This window comes from Cryobacterium sp. SO1, assembly GCF_004210215.2.
Lineage (GTDB): Bacteria > Actinomycetota > Actinomycetes > Actinomycetales > Microbacteriaceae > Cryobacterium.
Map to the genome: position 1 here is coordinate 3,632,470 of NZ_CP067394.1, position 21,119 is coordinate 3,653,588.

Annotated in this window: 20 protein-coding genes; 10 read left to right on the plus strand and 10 right to left on the minus strand. The window is 67.1% G+C overall.

Annotated features, from left to right (window positions below; all coding sequences use genetic code 11):
- Nucleotides 1-123 precede the first annotated feature (123 nt).
- Nucleotides 124-924 carry an HAD-IIA family hydrolase gene (locus tag BJQ95_RS17305; protein WP_130178745.1) on the plus strand — a complete coding sequence of 267 codons (801 nt, stop codon included), beginning with the start codon at nt 124-126 and terminating at the stop codon, nt 922-924.
- An 81-nt stretch (nt 925-1,005) separates the two neighbouring features.
- Here the strand turns inward: BJQ95_RS17305 and BJQ95_RS17310 are convergent, their stop codons facing one another.
- The 3 genes from BJQ95_RS17310 to BJQ95_RS17320 all read right to left on the minus strand — a co-directional run bounded on the left by BJQ95_RS17310 (nt 1,006) and on the right by BJQ95_RS17320 (nt 3,215).
- Nucleotides 1,006-2,475 carry a hypothetical protein gene (locus BJQ95_RS17310; RefSeq protein ID WP_256041445.1) on the minus strand — a complete coding sequence of 490 codons (1,470 nt, stop codon included), beginning with the start codon at nt 2,473-2,475 and terminating at the stop codon, nt 1,006-1,008.
- Nucleotides 2,475-3,020, minus strand: coding sequence for an orotate phosphoribosyltransferase (pyrE, locus tag BJQ95_RS17315; RefSeq protein WP_130177887.1), 546 nt, complete (start codon nt 3,018-3,020; stop codon nt 2,475-2,477). Before pyrE ends, BJQ95_RS17310 begins: the two co-directional genes overlap by 1 nt.
- A 72-nt stretch (nt 3,021-3,092) precedes the next feature.
- Nucleotides 3,093-3,215 (minus strand): hypothetical protein, encoded by a 123-nt coding sequence (locus BJQ95_RS17320; RefSeq protein ID WP_256041446.1) that lies wholly within the window; start codon nt 3,213-3,215, stop codon nt 3,093-3,095.
- 133 nt (nt 3,216-3,348) lie between these two features.
- Between BJQ95_RS17320 and BJQ95_RS17325 the strand changes: the two genes are divergently transcribed.
- On the plus strand, nt 3,349-4,275 hold the full coding sequence (locus BJQ95_RS17325; RefSeq protein WP_130177886.1) for a LysR family transcriptional regulator: 927 nt from the start codon (nt 3,349-3,351) through the stop codon (nt 4,273-4,275).
- A 287-nt stretch (nt 4,276-4,562) separates the two neighbouring features.
- On the opposite strand, the gene BJQ95_RS17330 is transcribed toward BJQ95_RS17325, so the two are convergent.
- The 5 genes from BJQ95_RS17330 to BJQ95_RS17350 form a co-directional block, all read right to left on the minus strand.
- On the minus strand, nt 4,563-6,119 hold the full coding sequence (locus BJQ95_RS17330) for an IS1182 family transposase (protein ID WP_256041382.1): 1,557 nt from the start codon (nt 6,117-6,119) through the stop codon (nt 4,563-4,565).
- A 454-nt stretch (nt 6,120-6,573) separates the two neighbouring features.
- A complete protein-coding gene (locus tag BJQ95_RS17335; RefSeq protein ID WP_240694826.1) occupies nt 6,574-7,485 on the minus strand; it encodes an ROK family transcriptional regulator in 912 nt (303 codons plus the stop codon).
- Between the two features lie 322 nt (nt 7,486-7,807).
- Nucleotides 7,808-8,521 (minus strand): alpha/beta hydrolase, encoded by a 714-nt coding sequence (locus BJQ95_RS17340; RefSeq protein ID WP_130178353.1) that lies wholly within the window; start codon nt 8,519-8,521, stop codon nt 7,808-7,810.
- 44 nt (nt 8,522-8,565) lie between these two features.
- Complete coding sequence (locus BJQ95_RS17345; RefSeq protein ID WP_130178354.1) at nt 8,566-10,182, minus strand: xylulokinase; 1,617 nt, start codon at nt 10,180-10,182, stop codon at nt 8,566-8,568.
- Nucleotides 10,183-10,274: 92 nt separating this feature from the next.
- Nucleotides 10,275-11,093, minus strand: coding sequence for a DeoR/GlpR family DNA-binding transcription regulator (locus BJQ95_RS17350; RefSeq protein WP_240694827.1), 819 nt, complete (start codon nt 11,091-11,093; stop codon nt 10,275-10,277).
- A gap of 103 nt (nt 11,094-11,196) precedes the next feature.
- On the opposite strand from BJQ95_RS17350, the gene melA reads away from it, so the two are divergent.
- Nucleotides 11,197-12,522 carry an alpha-galactosidase gene (gene melA, locus BJQ95_RS17355; RefSeq protein WP_130178356.1) on the plus strand — a complete coding sequence of 442 codons (1,326 nt, stop codon included), beginning with the start codon at nt 11,197-11,199 and terminating at the stop codon, nt 12,520-12,522.
- Nucleotides 12,519-13,379: a class II fructose-bisphosphate aldolase gene (locus tag BJQ95_RS17360; protein ID WP_130178357.1), complete on the plus strand. Its 861-nt coding sequence runs from the start codon at nt 12,519-12,521 to the stop codon at nt 13,377-13,379. Before melA ends, BJQ95_RS17360 begins: the two co-directional genes overlap by 4 nt.
- Nucleotides 13,380-13,381: 2 nt before the next feature.
- Here BJQ95_RS17360 and BJQ95_RS17365 read toward each other — a convergent pair whose 3' ends face one another.
- A complete protein-coding gene (locus tag BJQ95_RS17365; protein WP_130178358.1) occupies nt 13,382-14,446 on the minus strand; it encodes an amidohydrolase family protein in 1,065 nt (354 codons plus the stop codon).
- 137 nt (nt 14,447-14,583) lie between these two features.
- Between BJQ95_RS17365 and BJQ95_RS17370 the strand changes: the two genes are divergently transcribed.
- From BJQ95_RS17370 to BJQ95_RS17395, 6 genes are read left to right on the plus strand one after another with little or no spacing between them, the layout of a single operon-like run.
- Entirely contained in the window at nt 14,584-15,462 is an 879-nt protein-coding gene (locus BJQ95_RS17370) for an SIS domain-containing protein (RefSeq protein ID WP_130178359.1), read from the plus strand.
- Nucleotides 15,463-15,510: 48 nt separating this feature from the next.
- The gene (locus BJQ95_RS17375; RefSeq protein WP_240694828.1) at nt 15,511-16,833 is read left to right on the plus strand and encodes an ABC transporter substrate-binding protein; all 1,323 of its coding nucleotides are present in this window, start codon (nt 15,511-15,513) and stop codon (nt 16,831-16,833) included.
- A gap of 9 nt (nt 16,834-16,842) precedes the next feature.
- Nucleotides 16,843-17,805, plus strand: coding sequence for a carbohydrate ABC transporter permease (locus BJQ95_RS17380; RefSeq protein ID WP_130178360.1), 963 nt, complete (start codon nt 16,843-16,845; stop codon nt 17,803-17,805).
- Nucleotides 17,805-18,698, plus strand: coding sequence for a carbohydrate ABC transporter permease (locus BJQ95_RS17385; RefSeq protein ID WP_130178361.1), 894 nt, complete (start codon nt 17,805-17,807; stop codon nt 18,696-18,698). The genes BJQ95_RS17380 and BJQ95_RS17385 overlap by 1 nt, the downstream gene beginning before the upstream one ends.
- Nucleotides 18,695-19,648 carry a carbohydrate kinase family protein gene (locus BJQ95_RS17390; RefSeq protein ID WP_130178362.1) on the plus strand — a complete coding sequence of 318 codons (954 nt, stop codon included), beginning with the start codon at nt 18,695-18,697 and terminating at the stop codon, nt 19,646-19,648. Before BJQ95_RS17385 ends, BJQ95_RS17390 begins: the two co-directional genes overlap by 4 nt.
- Entirely contained in the window at nt 19,645-20,607 is a 963-nt protein-coding gene (locus tag BJQ95_RS17395) for a 1-phosphofructokinase family hexose kinase (RefSeq protein WP_130178363.1), read from the plus strand. The genes BJQ95_RS17390 and BJQ95_RS17395 overlap by 4 nt, the downstream gene beginning before the upstream one ends.
- Here BJQ95_RS17395 and BJQ95_RS17400 read toward each other — a convergent pair.
- Complete coding sequence (locus tag BJQ95_RS17400) at nt 20,604-21,020, minus strand: hypothetical protein (protein WP_130178364.1); 417 nt, start codon at nt 21,018-21,020, stop codon at nt 20,604-20,606. The two genes, BJQ95_RS17395 and BJQ95_RS17400, sit on opposite strands and share 4 nt — an antisense overlap.
- Nucleotides 21,021-21,119 lie beyond the last annotated feature (99 nt).

Sequence of the window (21,119 nt, forward strand, 5' to 3'; positions counted from 1 at the left end):
CCCGCTGGACGCCGCACACGAGTACAGCCCGCGGGGTGACGGGCCGAAACCTCTCCCCGATAGTCTGGAAGGCGCAGGCCGCACCGCGACTTCGCGAAACGGCCCCGAAAGAAGGAGCGAGTCATGAGAACCCGTGACGAGATCGAATGCTGGCTCACCGACATGGACGGCGTGCTGGTGCACGAGAATCAGCCCCTGCCCGGCGCTGCCGAACTGCTGCAGCAGTGGACCGATGCGGGCACGCCGTTCCTGGTGCTCACCAACAACTCCATCTTCACGCCACGCGATCTGTCGGCCCGCCTGCGTTCGTCCGGGCTGAACGTTCCTGAGGAACGCATCTGGACCTCGGCGCTGGCCACGGCCGACTTCCTCAAGCAGCAGAGCCCGGGCGGCACGGCCTTCGTGATCGGCGAGGTCGGACTCACCACGGCGCTGCACGAGGCCGGTTTCATCATGACCGAGACCAACCCGGACTACGTGGTGGTGGGTGAAACCCGCAACTACTCGTTCGAGGCCATCACCAAGGCCATCCGCTTGCTGCTGAAGGGCGCACGGTTCATCGTGACCAACCCGGATGCCACCGGCCCCAGCGCCGAGGGACCGATGCCGGCCACCGGCGCGATCGCCGCGCTGATCACCAAGGCCACGGGCATGGAACCGTACGTGGTGGGCAAGCCCAACCCGATGATGTTCCGCTCGGCGATGAACCGCATCGGTGCGCACTCCGAGAACACCGGCATGATCGGCGACCGGATGGACACCGACATCGTGGCCGGGATCGAGGCCGGCCTGCACACCGTTCTGGTGCTCACCGGAATCAGCGACCCAGCCGAGATCGCCCGCTACCCGTTCCGTCCGGACGAGATCCTCGACGGCGTGCACCAGCTCCTGGCCGCCGGGCCGATCGAGTCCGACGAGATCTAGCCGCCGGCATCCGCCCGCACACACGACAGCCGGGCCCCCGGGCCCGGCTGTCGTGTGTCTTCACGCAGGTGCGGCGAGCGCTCAGGCGACCGGGGCCAGGCTCGTGGTGAGCGGCTCCCCGGAGGACCGGCTGGCGAAGCAGTAGTAGTACCTGTCACCGGCATCCCACTGCTCGGCGGTGACCGGGTAGCTACCCTGCAGCTGCACATCCGCGTAGGCGCCGGCGGCCCCGAAGTCGATCACACCGGGAGCACTGCAGAGCACGTTGATCTGGTCGGCGAACGCCTGCTCACCGGGGAATGGCGAACCGCTGTCGCCCTCGAGGGTGCCCCGGTACACCAGCTGGGCCGTGTGCGGGGTGGCGCAGTCCACGACGGTGAACTCCTCGTCCCACGGTGAGGTGTACGGCTCCAGGCATTCGGTCCCGAACAAGGCGTCCCAGGCGTACACGCCGGCGGCCAGGGGCGCGCTGGCAGCGGGCTCGGGGGGCGCCGTGGGAGTCGGCGTGGCACTGGGCTCGGCCGACGCGGATTCCGTGGGCGCGGCCACCGGGGAGCCGCCCAGGTTCTGGCCCAGGAAGAACAGTCCGATGATCACGAGCACGGCGAGCACGGCGCCACCGGCCCAGTACAGGCTGCGCGTGGTCGGGCGCCTCGGCGGTGTTCCCTCGGCCGGACGGCTGCGGCGGGGGCCGGGCTCGCCGGTCGTGGGCTCCGGTGCGGCGTGGGCGTCTGTGACGGGGGACGGCGCGACCGCGCCGGTGGCCGCGGCCGCGGTCGCTGCGGACACCGGCAGCGCGGCCGGCGGCTCGTCGGCAGCCGGCGCGGCCACGTGGGCGGCTCGGTGCGGTGCGGACGCGGCGGATGCGGCGGCAGCGGTGCGCGGTTCGACGCCGGTGTCCAGCGGGCTGGCCGGTGTGCGACGGCCCTCTGCAGCGGCCGCTTCCTCCGCTGTGGGCTCCAGCCTGGACTGGGCCGGGGTCGTCCACCAGGGGGCTGCTTCGAGGTCGGCCGGGGACCGGCGCGGCGCTGCCGGCGTCTTGGTGAGGGGCTGGGAGGGCTGCGTGTCGCTCACCGGTGCGGGCGCGGCAGGGCGGGCAGGGGCCACCGGCGGAACGACGGACGGCGGCACGGCGGCGGCCGGCGTCACGGGAACCGGGGCTGGTGAGGCAGGAACGACGGACGGGGCGGCGGCGGGCGTGGGCGTGGCGGGGGTGGCCTTGGCCGGCGGAGGGGTACGGCGGGCGGGGGCGGGCTCGATGGTCGGGGTGAGGCCCCAGCGGAAGCCGCCGGCCTCGGGAGCCGGTGCGGATTCGACGGGAGCGGTGGCGTCGGCGGGCCGCTCGGAGGCGAGGCTGGCCGGGCGCGGGGCCGGTGCAACTGGAAGCGCGACGGTGGGAGCGGAGTCGGGCCGGGCATCCGCCGCACCGTCGCCCTCGTCGGAATCGTCGCCCTCGCCGGCGGACTTGCTGCTGCCGTCGGCGTTCAGTTGGGCTGCGAGCCAGTCGAGGCCGAGGTTCTTGTCGTCGTCACTGCCCTTGTGGTCTGGCATCAGCTCAGTCCCAGGTCCTCGAGCCCAATGGCCGCGTAGTACGGATAGCCGGCCGCCTCGATGATTTCGCGGGCCCCGGTGCTGCGGTCCACGACCACGGCAACTCCGGCGATGATGGCTCCCACCTTGAGCAGCGCCTCGATGGCGGCCAGCGGCGACCCGCCGGTCGTCGAGGTGTCTTCGAGCACGATGACCCGCTTACCGGCAAGGTCGGGGCCTTCGACCTGGCGGCCGCGGCCGTGGTCCTTGGGCTCCTTGCGCACGACGAACGCGTCATAGGCGAGGCCGCGGGCGGCGCCCTGGTGCAGGATCGCGGTGGCGACGGGGTCGGCACCCATGGTCATGCCGCCGACGGCCACGACATCCGGGATGTCCTTGATCAGGTCGAGCATGACCTGGCCGATCAGCGGGGCGACCCGGTGGTCGAGGCTCACCTTGCGGAGGTCGACGTAGTAGGTGGCCTTCTTGCCGCTGGTGAGGGTGAAGTCGCCGTGGAAGACGGCGTCGGCCGAAATGTGGTCGATGAGTTTTCTGCGGGTATCCATCACAGAGCTACTTTAGGCCACCACGCGCGTACGCGCCCCGCGCACGCTGCAGGCATGCGCGGGACGGCGTGATTAGAAGCTGCGAACGAACTTGCGCTCGGGAACCCGACCGTAGCCATCCTTGTTCACGGCCACGACGGTGCCGACGATGGAGCCGGCGGCAACAACGGAGATGAGGATCATGAATACAAACACGGTCGTGCCTTTCGAGGGAAGTGAATGGCCGTGTTATTGCGGGCTGGTGCCCGGTAACCGACGTCTTCATCAGACCACCAACAACCATTCAGCACAATCACATAGTTCTGCAGTGACTATGTAGGCTGGCTTTATGGATGTGCAACGCCTCGAATTGCTCCGCGAACTGGCCGAGCGCGGCAGCGTGACGGCAGTCGCGCTGGCCACCCATCGCACCCCGTCAGCGGTGTCCCAGCAGCTGAAAGTACTCGAACGCGAGGCCGGTCTGCCGCTGACCGAACGCAGCGGGCGCGGGCTGATACTCACGGATGCCGGCCGCGCGCTGGCTGCGAGCGCCACCGACATCGCGGTCGCCCTGGAGCGCGCGAGGGCGGTCTGGGACACTTTCCGCAACACGGCCACCGGCGACGTGAGCCTGGTCACGTTTCCCACCGCAGGGCAGATGCTGCTACCCGGCGTGCTACAGGATCTCGCCGGCCTGGACGGCCTCGCGGTGCACTGCACAGACCTGGACCCGGAACTCAGCGACTTTCCGGCGCTCACCTCGGACTACGACATCGTCCTGGCTCACAGCATGCGCGGCCAGCTCACGTGGGGCGGCCGCGGACTCACCTCGGTGCCGCTGATGACCGAACCGCTTGACGTGGGCCTGCCGGCTGACCACCGCCTGGCCGGCCGCGCCTCCCTCGGCGCGAGCGATGTGATCGGTGAGACCTGGATCGGGGTGCCGAACGGCTACCCGTTCGAACGCATCCTGCACGACATCGAACAGCAGACCGGCGGCCGGGCCCGGGTCACCCAGCGATTCGCGGACATGCGCCTGATCGAGTCGTTCATCATGGCGGGCCTGGGCATCGCCCTGGTGCCCCGGTACACCTCCGGCGGAAACCAACCCGGCCGGATGGTGCTCAAACCCCTGCGCGGGTTCGACGCGGAAAGGCAGATCGTTGCCTTGATGCGCCCGGACCGTGCCGAGCGTCTGGCCGTGCGCACCGTCGTCGACGCCCTGCGCGCCCGCGCGGCGCAGGTGCAGGCCGAGCACGCGGCGGCGGCCGGTTAATCGCAACGCGGCACGTGCGCCGGTGACGTCACCATTCAGGGCGTGGCCGACCGGGCAGACGATCATCCGCGACGGCCTCGAGGTCTAGGAGGGCGCTGAATATTAGGGGTCCAGTTGCCTCGGCGAGTTCTTCGAGTGTTTTTTTGCTCCGCTGTGGGGCTTTGTGCGGTCGACTGAGCGATCGGCCACGATGGTGGGATCTCGCGTCGGGGCTGATCGATGGGGCCGTAGTGGGCGGCTCTGCCGCCTGGGACCGTGCGCCGAGGTGGTCCTCGTGCGTCGGGGTGTTATCCAAGGGCCCAAACCCCGTTCTGGCTGGTCAAACCGAGGTTGAGGAGCCGTTTGAGATTGATCGCGGCAGCACGGATCACCCACCCCGCATTGTTCTTGGCAACGCCGCGGTAGCGGACCCGCCGGGCCCCGCGCGTCATCCACGCCAGCGTCCGTTCAATCATTGGACGGTGCTGGCGATAAACGGCTTGAAAGTCCGGGTCCTGAGCGGTGACGCGGTGCTCCCGGCGAACCTGATCCAGCGGATGAATCTGCATCTTCTTGCCGGACTTCGCGGTGGTGCACTGCGCCATCAGCGGGCAGGCCTGGCACGAACTACCAAAACTGGCCCGTCGTTTCGGGCTGAGCGACCGGACGTTCCCGGCCGGGCAGGTCACGGTCTGCAGGGTTTCATCCACGGTGAAGTCATCGATGGTGAATCCGCCCGGAACGGCTCGGCCCAGCGGCATCGGCTTGATGATCGGCCGGTGCCCAGCGGCATGAATCTCGGTCAGGAGCCCGCCGCTGCCATAGGCCGAATCACCCAGCACGTCAATGTTTTGCTCACCGATGCTGACGTCGGCCGCGAGCAGCTCGCCGCCGCGAGCCGCGTCGCTGTTTTGCGAACCAGAGGCTTTCGTGAGCATTGCCGCCGTCACCAACCCGGTGTCGGGCTCCGCGTTGACGTGGGCTTTATAGCCGTCGATCTTTTTCTGGCGGCTCTTGTGCGCATGGCGGGCATCAGGATCGACGGTGGAAATCACCCGGTCGGGAGCGACCCGGCGGGCGATCCGCCACCGCCCGTCGGTCCCGTCGGACCCGTCGGCGGGTTCCACGTCTTGGCCGGCGACCAAGGCAAGCAGCGCGACGGTTTCCTGCTGCTTCTTGTTGAGGATATGGACGTTGATGCTGCCCAGCAGAGCGAGAGCATCGGTGACCAGGCGGGAGACGAGCTCGTCGCGGGCGTCGCGGTCGTCCCACGCAATGTCGGGCTTGCCCGGCTGGGAGTAATCATGGCCGGTCAAGCCGGCGACGCTCACGTCCGCGCCGGGGATCTCCCGGCCAACACGGCGGATCTGTCCGACCAGCTGCGTGACGGTGTCCTGCCGGGCAACCGCATCCTCCAAAATTGTTGAGTCCAACGCCCGGCGTTTGCGCCCCGACAATGCTCCGGACTGGGCAATGACCGCGGTCACGGCCTCAAAAATGCGGTGCGGCCGGTCACTGGCAGCCAAGCGTTTGCGCCAATAGACCAGCACGGTCGGGTGGAAAGAGGTTTCAGTCAGCGCGAACCCGCAGGCGGCTTTCCACCGCAGGTCATACGTCAACGCCTCGGCCGCTTCCCTGTCGGAAAGGTTGTGCAGTGTTTGCAACACCATCACCGACGCGATCACGTCCGCCGGTATTGACGGGCGGCCGTTCTGCGAGGAAAACAAGTCCGCAAACGCATCGTCGGGAAACAGCTCCCGACGGTGCGCTGCAAGGAAAGCGAACACCGATCCAGGCGGAAGCAAGTGCCCCGCTACGGCATCGACATCGTAAATCTCACGCTGACCATCATCACAACCCTGCATCACCCCAGTCTTAACGACCAAGAGCCGACCCGCCGCAGGCGCGCCTTAAATAAGCGACACCCGCACCCAAAGTTGTTCAGCGGCCTCCTAGCGCTGGCGTCGGTTCCTGCGCCGACTGCGCCGAAGCGCCCTTCAGCGGGTGGCATGGGGAACTGCGCGGCACCTCGGGCAATGTCTCCCCAGACGGCACGCCGGCGACATGCCAGCTGCCGCACCTTGGACGCCCTGGAGGGGCGGCAACTGGCAAGTCAGCTCGGCGAGGTCAGCTGAGTTGCCCGTTGTCGCCCCTTGGCAGCGCCCAGAGGGCCGCAACTGGCAACTGAGGTCGGATGCTCCCCGATGGCGGCCGGCCGCGGCGGGGAAGCGTTAGCGGGCGGTGCCCGGCAGTGCCGAGACGGCCGCCAGATAACGGTCGACGACAATGTCGACAAGCGCGGCGGGCGGCTCCTCGCCGTCAACCAGCAATTCCGCGGTGACCACATCGGCGCCGGCCTCGCGGGCTAGCCCGGCGAAGGTGCCTGGCGCAAGGAGATAGCTCGCCACGACCACGCGAGCGCCCGGGGATTCCCGGCGAACGGCAGCCACGGCGGTTGCCGCACCGGCAGACCAGGCCCTGCTCGTCCAGGGTGAGGTGGCCGATTTCGCCGGCCTTGCCGCTGCCGCCGCGGTAGACCCGGCCGTCGACGATGAGGCCGGCGCCGACGCCGTGCGACACGCGCAGGTAGGCCGCCTGCCGGATGCCCTGGGCCGCGCCCATGCGGTATTCGGCGAGCGCGCCGAGATTGGCCTCATTGTCGACGAATACCGGCCGATGCAGCCGGGATTCGAGCTCCTCGGCGACGGGCACACCGTCCCAGCCGCGCAGCAAGCCGGCGGTGGCGATGACGCCGGTGCGGGGGTCGACCGGCGCGGCCAGTCCCACCCCGACCGCGAGCACCTCGTCTTGACCGGCGCCGACCGATTCGGCCATGTCCTGGATGAGCAGCATCACCCTGTCGAGCTCGCTGTCGGCCCGGTGGTCGCGGGCCAGCGGCAGCATCCGTTCGGCCAACACCTGGTGCCCGGCGTCGGCCAGGGCCAGCCTCAGCTGCCGGTTGGACACGTGCAGGCCCACCACCAGGCCCATCTCGCGGGCGAGCGTGACGCGCACGGCTCGGCGGCCGCTCCGCGAGGTGGGTGTGGTCTTCAGCACCCCCACGGCAGCCTGTTCCTTGACGATGTTCGAGACCGTGGCCGGCGACAGCCCGGTGACCGCGGCCAGTTCCACCTGGGTGAGAGCGCCGTAGTGGGTGATCGCGTCCAGAATCCGGGCGCGGTTGGCCTCACGCAGGGACGACTGCGACCCGAGATTACGGCGACTGCTCACGGGAGACACGATAGTGCCGGGCACGGCCACCGGAGCGGATTCCGGTGACTTCGTGGGGAACGCGCCGCACAGAAACGAAATATTCCACCGATTTCGTGACGAACTCCCGGTTGGCCTCCACTGAGGGATATCGCGATCCGCTCGCCCCGGCTCCGCAATTCGCCCGGCCGGCCCGTCAACAGAATACGAGGAGCTCTCGGCCGACGACATCCAGCGCCTGGAAGCTCCCGAGACAACCCAGGAGCCGTTCTGGTGGTGACGGCGCACCTCGCCCGGACTAGCGCATCGCGTCGTTCAGGGTCCCGGCCAGCCAGCGCTCGGATCAGGAATTCGGGTGCCGCAGCCGGGCCTCCAGCTGCTCGACGATCAGGTCGGGACGGGTGATGAACGGGTGGTGCCCGGTCGGCATCTCGACAACGCGCGTGGCTCGCTCGGCATGGGAACGCTGCAACTCCACCGACGTGCTGCGGTCCTGCCCGCAGACGATGTAGGTCGAGTCGACGCCCTGCCAGCCGGCAGCGGTGGTGGGCGTCATGAACGCTCCGACGGCCTGCACGGTCACCCGCTCCCAGGCCTTGCGCTGGGTGTCAGCGTCGGCATCCTGCAGGAATCGGCTGCCGAAGGTGGTCACGTCGTAACCCGAGACGCCGAGCGTGCCGTCATCGTTGACCGCGATCGAGACCGGGTCGCTCTCATCGCTCATGATCGCGCCCTGCGACTGCCCGATCTCGGGCAGATAGGACGACACATAGAGCAGGTGCGCGACTGAGGGATGCGCGCCGGCCTCGGCGATGACGGTTCCGCCATATGAATGGCCGACCACGACCGCCGAGTCCACGTCATCGAGCTCGCGACGAAGCGCTGCGGCATCGATGATCAGGCCGCCGGCCATCTGCTCCGACGTCGTCTCGCCGCAGGACGGCAGCGCCAGGGCCCGGCTGCGGATGCCGGTGCGTTCCCGCAGAAGGTCAGCACTCCGCTGCCACCACCACTGCCCGTCGCGCACCAGGGCGCCGTGCACGAAGATCAGTTCCATGTGGGTCCTTCCATCGCGGTTCGAAGGTGGTGGCGGCGCTTGAATCAGAGCGTCTCGACGGCGGCCCGTTCGACGGCGAGGCCCGCGGCGTAGCGGTCGAGGTAGCTGGAGAAACCGGCGACGTCGACCGAGTCGGGGGCGACGGTCTCGAAGTCCTGGCCTACGAACACCCGCTCGCGCAGGTAGCCGTCAAGATCGAGGTCCACTCCGGATGCGACGGCGGAGGTGTAGGCCGCCAGGACCGCGATGCCCCAGGCACCGCCCTCCGACGCCGTCTCGGCGACCGAGACCGGGGCATCCAGGGAACCGGCGAGGAAGCGCTGGGCGACACCGGCGGTGCGGAAGAGCCCGCCGTGCGCGAACATCGCGTCGAGTTGGACGCCCTCTTCGGCGAGCACCCGCATGCCCAGGCTGAGCGTGCCGAACACGCCGTAGAGCTGGGCGCGCATGAAGTTGGCCAGCGTGAGCCGGCTGTCGGGGGTGCGCACGAACAGCGGCCGACCCTCGGTGAGACCGGCGATGGGTTCGCCGGCCAGGTGGTTGTAGGCCAGCAGTCCGCCGGCATCCGCGTCGCCCTCGAGCGCCTCACGGAACAGGGCGTCGAAGACCGCGTCGCTCGAGACGGGGTTGCCGCTGGCCGCGGCGAAGCGGCCGAACATCCCGGCCCACGCGGCGAGCTCGCTTGCCCCGTTGTTGCAGTGCACCATCGCGACAAGATCGCCGGCCGGGGTGGTGACCAGGTCGAGTTCATGGTGCACCTGGGTGAGTGGGCGTTCGAGCACGACCATTGCGAAAATGCTGGTGCCGGCGCTGACGTTGCCGGTGCGCGGGGCGACTGAGCAGGTGGCGACCATGCCGGTGCCTGCGTCGCCCTCTGGCGGGCACAGCACGGAGCCGGGTCGCAGCGCACCGGTCGGGTCCAGGAGCGCCGCACCCGCAGCCGTGAGGTCACCGGCCGGCTTGCCGGCAACGAGAACCTTCGGCAGCACCGCCACCAGGCTGAGGTTGGGAGCGGACCCGGCGGCCAGGCCGTCGTAGCGGGCGAGGAGCTCGGCGTCGTAGTCGGCGGTGGCGGCGTCGATGGGGAACATGCCCGACGCGTCACCGACGCCGAGGACCTTGCGGCCGGTGAGCTGCCAGTGCACGTAGCCGGCCAGGGTGGTGATGAAGTCGAGCCGCGGCACGTGCGGCTCGTGGTCGATGACGGCCTGGTGCAGGTGGGCAATCGACCAGCGCAGCGGGATGTTGACACCGAACAGCTCGGTCAGCTGGGCCGCCGCGGGCCCGGTGGTGGTGTTGCGCCAGGTGCGGAACGGCACCAGCTGGTCGCCCGCGGCGTCGAACGCGAGGTAGCCGTGCATCATCGCCGAGACGCCGATCGCGCCGTAGCCCTCCGGCCGGATGCCGTACTTCGCGTCGATGTCGGCGATGAGGGCGGCGTGCGCGGCCTGGATGCCGGACCACACGTCGTCCAACGAGTAGGTCCAGACCCGGTCGACGAACTTGTTCTCCCACTCGTGGCTGCCGACGGCGAGGACCTCGGACAGGTCCTCACCGATCAGGCATGCCTTGATGCGGGTCGACCCCAGCTCGATTCCCAGGGACGTTCGTCCGCTGAGAATCGAGTTGCGGGCGGCCTCGTATGCATCATTGCTCGTCATACCTCGATTATGGCGGTGTCTGCCCGCCGGTATTCCCTTCCAGGGGAATCATCGAGATGGTCCACGCCTGGACGTCGTGGGCGCACTGGCGCTCATTCGGTGTCAGCCAGGATCACCCTGACGCCGGCTTGCCGAATGCGGTCGAGTTCGACGGCGTCGGCGGAACTATCTGTGATCAGAAAATCGATCTGATCGAGCTCCGACATCTGGGCCAGAGCAACACGGCCGATCTTCGAGCCGTCGGCGACGACGATGGTGCGCTGCGCCTTCGCGACCATGGCATGGTTGGTTCGCGCTTCGGTCTCATCGTGGGTCGTCACTCCCGCCGCAGCGCTCACACCGTCGGCACCGAGGATCGCCGTGCCGACGTTGACCGCGCTGAACGTGTTCTCCGCAAGCACCCCGACCAGTTCGAGCGACTGAGGTCGGAGGACACCGCCGGTCATTATCACCTTCAGTTGCGGGTACAGGGTGACAAGGCCCGCGATCGACAGGGAATTGGTCACGATGGTGAGTTCTCGATGCCCGGCCAATGCTCGCGCGACCCCGGCAGTCGTGGTCCCTCCGCTCAGGGCGACTGCGTGGCGTTCGAGGGGGATGAGGGCTGCCGTGCGGCGAGCGATGAGTCGTTTCGCATCCTGGAACTTGGTGTCGCGCAGCACGACGGGGAGTTCGGTGCCGTGACTTATCGACGTGGCGCCTCCGTGTGTTCGGATCAGGAGTTTCTGGTCGGCGAGTACGGCGAGGTCGCGACGAGCTGTTGCGGCAGAGATACTCAATTCTGCTGCCATGGCGTCCAAGGTCAGGTGACCGCGGGCGGCGACAAGATCGAGAATTCCCACCATCCGCTGGGCGCGCTTGGCTGACCCGCCCTGGATGGCGGCGAAGGAACTTTCGTCCGAGGCACTCACGTTTTCCCCATTCTGGCGCTGGCCAATCATCTGCAGTGATCATTTTATACATAAAATGCTCATTCAGTTGCGTAGTCTGTGCAATACGTCCCAAGATCAGTGCATGACACAGATTGTTTTCCTTGGCGCCGGGAGCGTCGTTTTCACTCGCCAGCTTGTCGCCGACCTGGCCCGCTTCGACGATCTCCCCGCGTTCACGCTTGTCTTGCATGACATCGATGCCGACCGGCTGGCGGTTGCGCACGGCACCGCACTGCAGGTGAACCGCAGATTCGGCCGGGACATCACTGTCGTCGCCACCCTGAACCGCCGGGAAGCACTCGAGGGCGCAGATGTGGTCGTCAACATGATCCAGGTGGGGGGCATCGCCGCGACCCGCATCGACCTGGAGGTTCCTGCCCGATACGGCCTGCGGCAGACGATCGGCGACACAACCGGTGTCGGCGGGGTGTTCCGTGCCCTCCGAACCTTCCCGGTCCTGTCAGGCATCGCGCACGACATGCTCGAACTCTGCCCCGACGCCTGGTTCCTGAATTACACGAACCCGATGGCGATGAACGTGTGGTGGATGTCGGTGGTGGCGCCTGAACTCAAGGTCGTCGGGCTCTGCCACAGCGTGCACTGGACGGTGAACGACCTCTGTGAGCTGATCGGGGTGCCGCTGGACGGCACGCACTACCGTGCCGCCGGGGTGAATCATCAGGCGTGGCTGCTCGAGTGGAGCCGGGACGGCGTTGACCTCTATCCGGTGTTACGCGAGCTGATTGCAGCCGATCCTGAACTACAGCGCCGTGTCCGTGTCGAGATCTTCAAGCGCATCGGCTACTACCCGACCGAGACCAGCGAACACTCCTCGGAGTACCTGGACTGGTTCCTGCACTCCGACGAGCAGATCGAGCGTTTCCGAATCGAACCGCTTCAATACGTCGGTATCTCAGAAGAGAACGTGGCGGAGTTCGAGCACGCGAAGAAGCTGCTGGCGGCCGATCAGGACCTCGAGCTGGAGGAGGGCGCCGCCGAGTACGCCCCGCAGATCATTCACTCTCTGCTCACGGGCACCGAGCGCGTCATCCACGCCAACGTGGTCAACGACGGGCTCATCGACAATCTGCAGCAGGGCGCCGTTGTCGAGGTGCCCAGTCGCGTGGACTGCGACGGGGTGCACCCGCTGCCGTTCGGCTCGATCCCCGAGGCTGGCGCCGCTCTGAACCGCACCTACCTGGCTGTCGCCGCCCTCACGATCGAGGCCGCACGCACTGGAGACCCCCTTCTGGTGCGCCAGGCGGTGCTGATGGATCCGAACGCGAGCTCCACCCTCACTCCGGAGCAGATCTGGGCGCTCTGCGACGAACTCACCGAACTGCACGCCGGACTGCTTCCCCGCGCACTCGGTGGACGGCTGGAGATTCCGGGCACGGTCAGCGTGTGAGCCTCACGTCGACGCGTCGGCTCGTGGCGCAGGCTTCGGCCGACGGCGGGGCCGTCGCTGCTTTCAACGTGATCACCCTCGATCACGCCGAGTCGATCGTGGCCGGGGCCAGTACGGCCGGCACCGGCGCTCTCCTGCAGCTGAGCGAGAACGCCATCCGCTTCCACGGTTCGCCGTGGCCCATTCTCGCTGCCTGCCGCGAGCTCGCCGACGCAGCATCCGTCCCGATCGGCATCCACCTCGACCACCTCGAGGATGCGGACCTGGTGCGGAAAATTCTCGCACGAGCTGGCGAGTTCGGCATCGGCTCGCTGATGTTCGACGCGTCGCGACTGGACTACAGCGACAATGTGCGGGCCACCCGGCGCATCGCCGAGGATGCTCAGGCTGCAGGGCTGTGGGTCGAGGCTGAACTGGGCGCGATCGGCGGCAAAGACGGCGCTCATGCTCCCGGAGTGCGCACACACCCCGACGAGGCGCGCTCCTTCGTCGAGCAGACCGGCGTCGACGGCCTGGCCGTCGCCGTCGGAAGCTCGCACGCCATGCTCGAGCGTTCGGCGGTCATCGACCTTCCCTTAGTGGGACGCCTGGCCGCTAGTGTCTCCGTGCCGCTCGTGTTGCACGGCTCGTCGGGCATCGCCGACGACATGATCAGGCAGGCCGTCGAGGCCGGTATCCGCAAGGTCAATGTCGGCACCGCCCTCAACATCGCGAGCACCGCCGCACTGCGAGCTTCCCTCGCCGCAGCGCCAGACGTGATCGACCCGCGCAAATTTAGCCGGGCGGCCCGCGACGCGACGGTCGCGCTCGTGGCCCAGTTGTGCCGGGTGATCTCTTTCGCCCGACTGGGAGCCTGAGGTCAGTCGAGACCGAGCACTCGCCTGGCATTGCCTCGGTACAACGCCTCGAGGCGCTGCGGCGGAAGATCGAGCGCGGAGACGGCCCATCGGCCTTGTCCGGGGATGCTGCTGCCGGGGTCGTAACGGAAGCCCTCGTCATCGGTCTCGATGAAGCGGTAGTGCAGGGCATACTGCTCTCCGGACACTGGATACGTGTCGGTACCGAACAGGACCCGATCGGGGAATCCCTCGACCAGGCGGGCGAAACGCCGCGGCTGGCGGCCGAGTTCCGCGATGCGCCCGGCGATATCGACCGTGTAGTTGTCGGCAGCGGCGAGCAGGCGCTCGACCCGGTCCAGGTCCTCCGCCGCTCCGCCCACATGCGCACCGATGAAGGTCGTTTCCGCACAGGCCAGCACGAGGGCAGCATGCGCGTCGAGTAGCTCGTCGAAGCTCGGGTGCCTGTCCCGGTCACCGAACCACCAGTCGCGAGCGGTCGCGAGTTCGTCGAGACGTTCGTTGAACGCATCGACCGGTTCGAAGAAGGCGATCGGATCCGCGGTGTGGATCAAGACCGGCAGCCCGAGGGTGCCGGCATGTTGCAGCACGGTGACAACCCTGGCATCGTCGGGCCGGATGAGCGAACCGTCCGCATCCCTCACCGTCAGGCCCAGGTTCTTCCAGACCTTCAGTCCGCGGGCGCCACGCGACACACTGTCGTCGAGTGACTCCAGCAGTTGCCCGACACCGTCGGCTTCGGCCAGCACCGCCCAATCCAGCTGACAGAAGGTGAGGAACCTCCCCGGGTGCGCCCGGTCATAGCGCTCGACATTGGCGGTCACTTCATCGCCCCACATGCCGTCGAGATTGACAATCGTCTCGACGCCGTGTGCGTCCAGCACCGCGACGAGGTCGTCAACATCGGGGACCATCCACTCCCCGTCGCTGAGCCAACGCCCCAAATGATTGTGGATGTCGATCGCCGCGTATGCAGGTCGGTTCACGACCGTCTCGGCTGCCCGCAGTTGACTGCGCGGGGTCCAGTCGGCCAGCCTCAAGGCAGAGATTCCATCCCAATCAGGCACAGGTAGCACATCCTCTCACCGCAAATAGTCACTCAGAGTGAGCGATATGGACATTCTAGTTGTTGGTCGCTCATTTTGAGAGATGATCATCAGAACGCTTTCCGGCCCATCCGGTCGGCGGCAACTGGAGGACACCCGTGACACTCACCGCCCGCGAAATCGACAGCCAGCCGCGCATCTGGCGAGAGGCACTCACCCACGTCGAGCGCGCCACCGACCTCCTCGCGCGGCCAGGAGAGCGCGTACTCGTGATCGGATGCGGGACCAGCGCGTTCGTCGCGGAGTCGTTCGCGGCGCTCCGGGAGAGCGCAGGCCTCGGCATCACCGACGCGGCCTACGCGTCGGAACCGCGGGTCTGGCGCGGGTACGATTCCGTCATCGCACTCACGCGCTCCGGCACCACGACCGAGGTTCTCGAGGCGCTCAGCGCCGTGCCGGCCGGCGTGCGCACTATCGTTGTGACCGGAGTCGCCGATTCTCCGGTCGTTGCAGTTGTCGACGACGTGCTCCTGCTGGATTTCGCTGACGAGGAGTCGGTCGTGCAGACCCGATTCCCCACCACTTTCCTGCTGCTCGCCCGTGCGGCGTTCGGCGAGGATGTCTCCGCGCTGCCGGCCGCGGCAGAGGCGTTGCTGGCACGGCCTCTCCCGATCGACGTCTCCCTCCTCAGCCACTTCGTCTACCTCGGCAGCGGTTGGACCCATGGCCTCGCCCAGGAGGCCGCACTCAAGATTCGCGAGGCCGCACAGGCCTGGTCGGAGTCCTACCCGCTGCTCGACTACCGTCACGGACCGCTCGCCGTCGCTGGACCAGGGTCACTCGTCTGGATGATCGGGCGCAGCGATGACAACCTCGTCGAACAAATCGAGGCCGTCGGTGCGCACGTCGTGACCAGCTCGCACGACCCGCTCATCGAACTCGCGCAGGCCCAGCGCCTCGCTGTAGCCGTCGCAGAATTGCGCGGCCTGAACCCGGACACCCCGCGACACCTCACCCGCTCCATCGTTCTCGGCTAGATCCCGAGAAGCGATTCGCTACTGTCACCCGAACTGAAAGAGGATTCAATGATGAAGCGCACCTTTCCCCGCACCGCACTGATGCGGGTTTCCGGCCTCGTGCTCGGGGCAGCCCTCATCGTGTCGCTCACGGGCTGTGGCGCCGCCCAGGGCGCCACGGAACTCAACCCCGACGCGCAGGTGAAGCTGGAGATGTGGACGGGTCAAACCGACCAAGCCCAGAAGGTCCTCGAGCAGCTCGTGGAGGAATTCGAGGCGGACAACCCCAACGTGACCATCGAGGTCTCAGCCGGCGCGTCCTCCACCGAGGACCTGTTGCAGAAACTCTCCGCGGGATTCGCCGGCAACAAGTACCCCGACATCTCCTATGCGTTCGGGTCGTGGGCGGGTCAGCTGGAATCCTCGGGGCGCACCCTCGATATCACCGAGCAGGTCGCCGAAGCCGACGTGAACTGGGACGAGTTCTCCGCATCCGCACGCGCCACCTCCCAACCCACCGGGACCAAGACCATCGGCTTCCCGGCGATCGTCGACAATCTTTCGCTGATTTACAACAAGACCGTGTTCGATAGCGCCGGGGTGGACTACCCCACCTCCGACTGGAGCTGGGAGGATTTCCGGAGTGCCGCCAAGCGGCTGACGGATGCGCCGACCGAGACCTACGGCTACGCCTACTCGGTGTCGGGCTCGGAGGAGACCACCTGGCAGTTCTGGCCGCACTTCTGGCAGAACGGCGGGACGATTCTGAGCGACGACTCCACGAAGTCCGAAATCGCCTCGACGGCGGGTGTCGACGCGCTCACAGACCTGCGCGACATGGCCATCGAAGACAAGAGCATCTACCTCGACCAGACTGACACCAAGTTCGCGCAGCTGTTCGCCAGCGACCGCATCGGGATGATCACGTCTGGGCCATGGCAACTTGCCGACTTCAAGACCGCAGGCACGAACTACGGCGTCGTGCAGCTGCCGGGAACGGACGGTGACCACCAGACGGTGTCCGGCGCCGACATCTGGGCGCTGTTCGACCACAAGGACAAGAACCGTGAGTACTGGGCCTTCCAGTTCACCAAATGGCTCACGGATGCCGCCCAGGACGAACGCTGGAACGTTGAGGTGGGCAACCTGCCGCTGCGCAGCTCCGAGGTGGAATCCGACGCGTTCAAGAAACAGGTCGCCACCTACCCCGGACTTGACGTGATGGCCGAGAACATGGCCAATGCCCAGCAGCCACGCCCGACGATCCCCGGATACGTCGGCCTCTCCGAGGCGATCGGATCAGCGATCTCCGACGTGCTGCAGGGGCAGGGCGATCCGAAGTCCGCCCTCGAGAAGGCTGCCACGATAGCCGACCAAGCCCTCAGCGACTAGGACCTGGTCATGCTGAAGGCGCGACGGGCACCCGTCTTGGAGTCTGTCACCACCGCCGCACCCGGGGTGAAGCCGGGAGGCCGCGAAAGCGGGCGCCGCCCCGGCTGGCGCACGAGTCTGACCGGCTGGGGATTCGTCGGCCCGGCCACGCTCATCATCCTCGGCCTGTCGATCTTCCCGGCCCTGTGGGCGTTCGTCCTCTCTCTGCAGAACTGGGACGGCTTCAGCGAAGCCCAGTTCGTGGGCGGTGCGAACTACGCCGAACTGGTCACCGATGAAGAATTCGGCAAGGCCGTCGTCAACACCCTCGGCTTCACCGTCCTCTTCGTGCCGGCATCCGTTCTTCTCGGCCTGTTTCTCGCGGTGGCGCTGAACCGAAGCATCCGCTTCATCGGCATCTACCGCACGGCGATTTTTGTGCCCTTCGTGGTCTCGGCCGCCTCGACCGGTGTACTCACCACCTATCTGTTCAGCCCGCAGTACGGAATCGTGAACAACGTGTTGCGGGTGTTCGGTCTGCCGCAGCAAGGGTGGCTGGAGGATCAGTCGCAGGCGATGGTGGTGATCGCCATCATGTCGCTGTGGGGTCAGGCTGCGTTCACAACAGTCATCTACCTCGCGGCCCTGCAGGACATTCCCGGCGAGCTGCTCGAAGCCGCTCGCATCGACGGGGCGAACCACTGGCAGACCTTCTGGCGGGTCGTGTGGCCACAGCTGTCACCGGTCACGATCTTCGTCGCAATCTGGCAGACGATCGGTGCCATCCAGCTCTTCGACCTCGTCTACACGACCACCCGCGGCGGCCCGCTCGACGCCACGAAGACCATCGTGTACTTCCTCTACGAGAAAGCATTCAAAACCCTGCAGTTCGGCTACGGATCGGCGGCAGCGTATGTGCTGTTCGCCGCCACCCTGCTGATCACCATCATCGTCGTTGTCTACTCCCGCAAACGCAACCTGGAGGCATTCTGATGTCGACCACCGTCCTCAGCGAGGTCCTGACCTCCTTCGAACACGTTGCGACGCGCCCCGTCGATGCCCCGCGGCGCCGTAAACGCCGGTTCAGCTGGTGGCACTTCGTGCTCATCCCGATCGCCATCCTGTTCCTGCTGCCGTTCGTGCAGATGATGCTCGCTTCGGTCTCACCTGAGAAGGAGCTTGTCACCTTCCCGCCGCCGTTTGTGCCATCGCATCTCACCTTCGACGGCTACATCAAGCTCTTCACACAGACGGATGTCGTGCGGTGGCTCGGAAACACGGTGATCGTGTCGGGCACCGCGATCCTGTCGAACATCGTGCTGTGCTCCCTGGCCGGCTATGGCTTCGCGCGACTGAAGTTCGCCGGTCGCAGCGTCGGATTCTTCCTGATTCTCGCCACGATCATGATCCCGACCCAGCTGCTGATGATCCCGACTTACATTCTGTTCGCCACCCTCGGCCTGCTTGACGGGTTGGGCGCCGCGATCGTGCCGTGGCTGGCGACAGCGTTCGGCATCTTCCTCATGCGTCAGTTCTTCCTCTCTCTGCCCGCGGAACTCGAGGAAGCCGGGATGATCGACGGCTGCACCCGGTTGCAGGTGTTTTTCCGCATTGTGCTGCCTCTCGCACGACCGGCCATCGCGACCCTGGCCATCTTCACACTCCTCGGGTCGTGGAACGACCTGGTCTGGCCGCTCATCGCGATCAACAACGACCAGGCGTTCACGCTCCAGCTCGGCATCGCGAACTTCCAGTCCACCCGGCGCACCCAGTGGGACCTGCTCATGGCCGGCAACGTGGTCGCTACGCTGCCGCTCATTCTGTTCTTCCTGTTCGCGCAGCGTCAGTTCATGGCGACCATGACCTTCTCCGGGATCAAAGGATGAGCGGCGACGGCTCGTGCACGGTGTTGGTCGTCGGCGACGCCAACCCTGACCTCATCATCAGCGGCGATGTCGTGCCCCGCTTCGGCCAGGCCGAGCAACTCCTCGACAGCGCCGACCTGGTGCTCGGCGGCAGCGCGGCCATCGTCGCGGCCGGACTTGCCAGGCTCGGGGTGGCCACCGCCATGATCGCTGCCATCGGAGACGACGACTTCGGCCGTCTGGTCCGGGCCCGACTCGACGAACGCGGCGTCGACACCGCGCCATTCGTCGTCCGTGCCGACTTGCCGACCGGGCTGTCCATCATTCTTGCGAAGTCCATCGATCGGGCCATCCTCACGCTCCCGGGAACGATTCCGGTACTGCGCGCGGCAGACGTGCGCGCCGCCGTGAAACTCCTCGAGCCTCGGCACGTTCACATAGCGTCGTACTTCCTGCAACCCGCCCTGGCGGCAGAACTGCCGACATTGCTCGGCTGGCTGCGCGGGCGGGGAATCACGACGAGCCTCGACACAAACTGGGATCCGGCCGAACTCTGGGACGGCCTGGCCGAGGTGCTGCCCAGCGTCGACGTCTTCCTACCCAACCGGGAGGAAGTGATCGCAATCGCGCGGGCGGTCACCGGCGAAACACTCGCCGACGACCTCGCCGCCGCGTCGGCACTCGCCGCGCTGAAACCGCGCGTTGTTGTGAAGGCCGGAGCCGAAGGCGGATTCTCCGTCGACTCCGACCAGGAGGTGCACCGGGCGGCTGGGCTGGTGCTCGACGTCGTTGACACCATCGGCGCCGGCGACAGCTTCGACGCCGGTTACATCACCGCCTTCCTCAGCGGCGTCCCGTCGGAACCGGAACGTTTGCGCTGGGCCGCCGTCGCGGGCTCGCTCTCCACCAGGGCCGCCGGCGGCACCGATGCGCAGGCCACACTCGCCGAACTGCTGGAGGCGTCGGCATGATCCATTGTCTCGGCCTCAGCCCGGCCTTGGACGTCACGTACACGGTGCCTGCGCTGGCGCCCGGCGGCATCCACCGCCCGGGGATGGTCATCAAACTGGCGGGCGGCAAGTCGCTCAACGTTGCCCGCGCCCTCGCCAGCCTCGGCCAGCCGGTGCACGCCATCGCACCGCTCGGCGGCAGTATCGGGTCGATGATCATCGAGCAGCTGGCGGCAAGCCCTATCCGGCTGACTGCCGTCAACACCGATACGCAGACCCGCTTCTGCGTGACCGTCGCCGACACCACCGCGGCGTCGCTCACCGAGTTCTACGAACACGACGACGACCTCGGGGCCGGGACGTGGATGGAGTTGGACGCCGCCATCAAGGCCGTTGACGACGGCTGGCTGGTGCTTTCCGGCAGTGTGCCGCGGGGAATTCCGCTCCCCGACCTGGCCGGAGCATTGCGTGGTGCCGCGGATCGCGGCGTTCGTGTGGCCGTAGACGTGCACGGTGAAGCTCTTGCCGTGCTTGTCGCTCTGGCCCGGCCACACCTGGTGAAAATCAATCGCAGCGAAGCGGCCGAACTCCTCGGTTTGGAGGCCAGCCGGGCAGCGGACGTGCCACTAGCCGGGCTTGTCACGAGCGTGCACCAGCTCGGGGCTGAGATCGTCGTCATCACCGACGGTGTGCACGGATCTCTCGCCCGGGATCAGGACGGTTCGCTGTGGCGTGCCCGATCGGCAGCCCCACCCGACATCTACTCGGTCGGCAGCGGTGACAGCTTCCTAGCGGGGCTCGTCGAAGCCCTCGCCGCCGACCGGCCGCTTCGTGACGCCATGTATGCGGCGGCGGCCTGCGCCGCCGCGAACGCAGAAGCACCAGGAGCGGCGACGTTCACCCTCGGAGCGCTCACCCGTGCGCGGGCCGCCGTGACCGTTGAACCCGACATGTTGAGTGGGTGGGACTTACGGACCTAAGCCGGACCAACGGCCTTCCTCAGTAGCTCGACCATCTGCTCCTGATCGGCGGCAGTGAACTTGACGACGGCAAACGACGTCGGCCAGAGGTTACCGTCGTCGAGTTCGGCGTCCGGCTGGAAGCCGATGGTGGCGTAGCGCACCTTGAACTTGGCGGCGCTCTGAAAGAACACCATCACCTTGCCGTCGGCGTTGGCATAGGCCGGCATGCCGTACCAGGTCTTGGCGCCCAGATTGGTGTTTTCTTTCACCAGCCGGTGCAGGATCTGGGCAAGGTCCTGGTCGGTGCCGGTCATCTCGTCGATCGCGGCCAGGCACGCGGCCTCCAGGTCGGCACCGAGCTTCGCGGCCTTCGCTTCCGCCACGGCCGCCCGCATCGCGGCCTTTTCCTCTTTGCTGAATGCTGTACTCATGATCCGGTCCTCACTGATCCTGATTGTGACTCTGGCCCCACTGTAAAAGGAAACCGGGCAGCGCGCGTCCTCGATCCCGTTTCGCGCGCGCTGAATCCG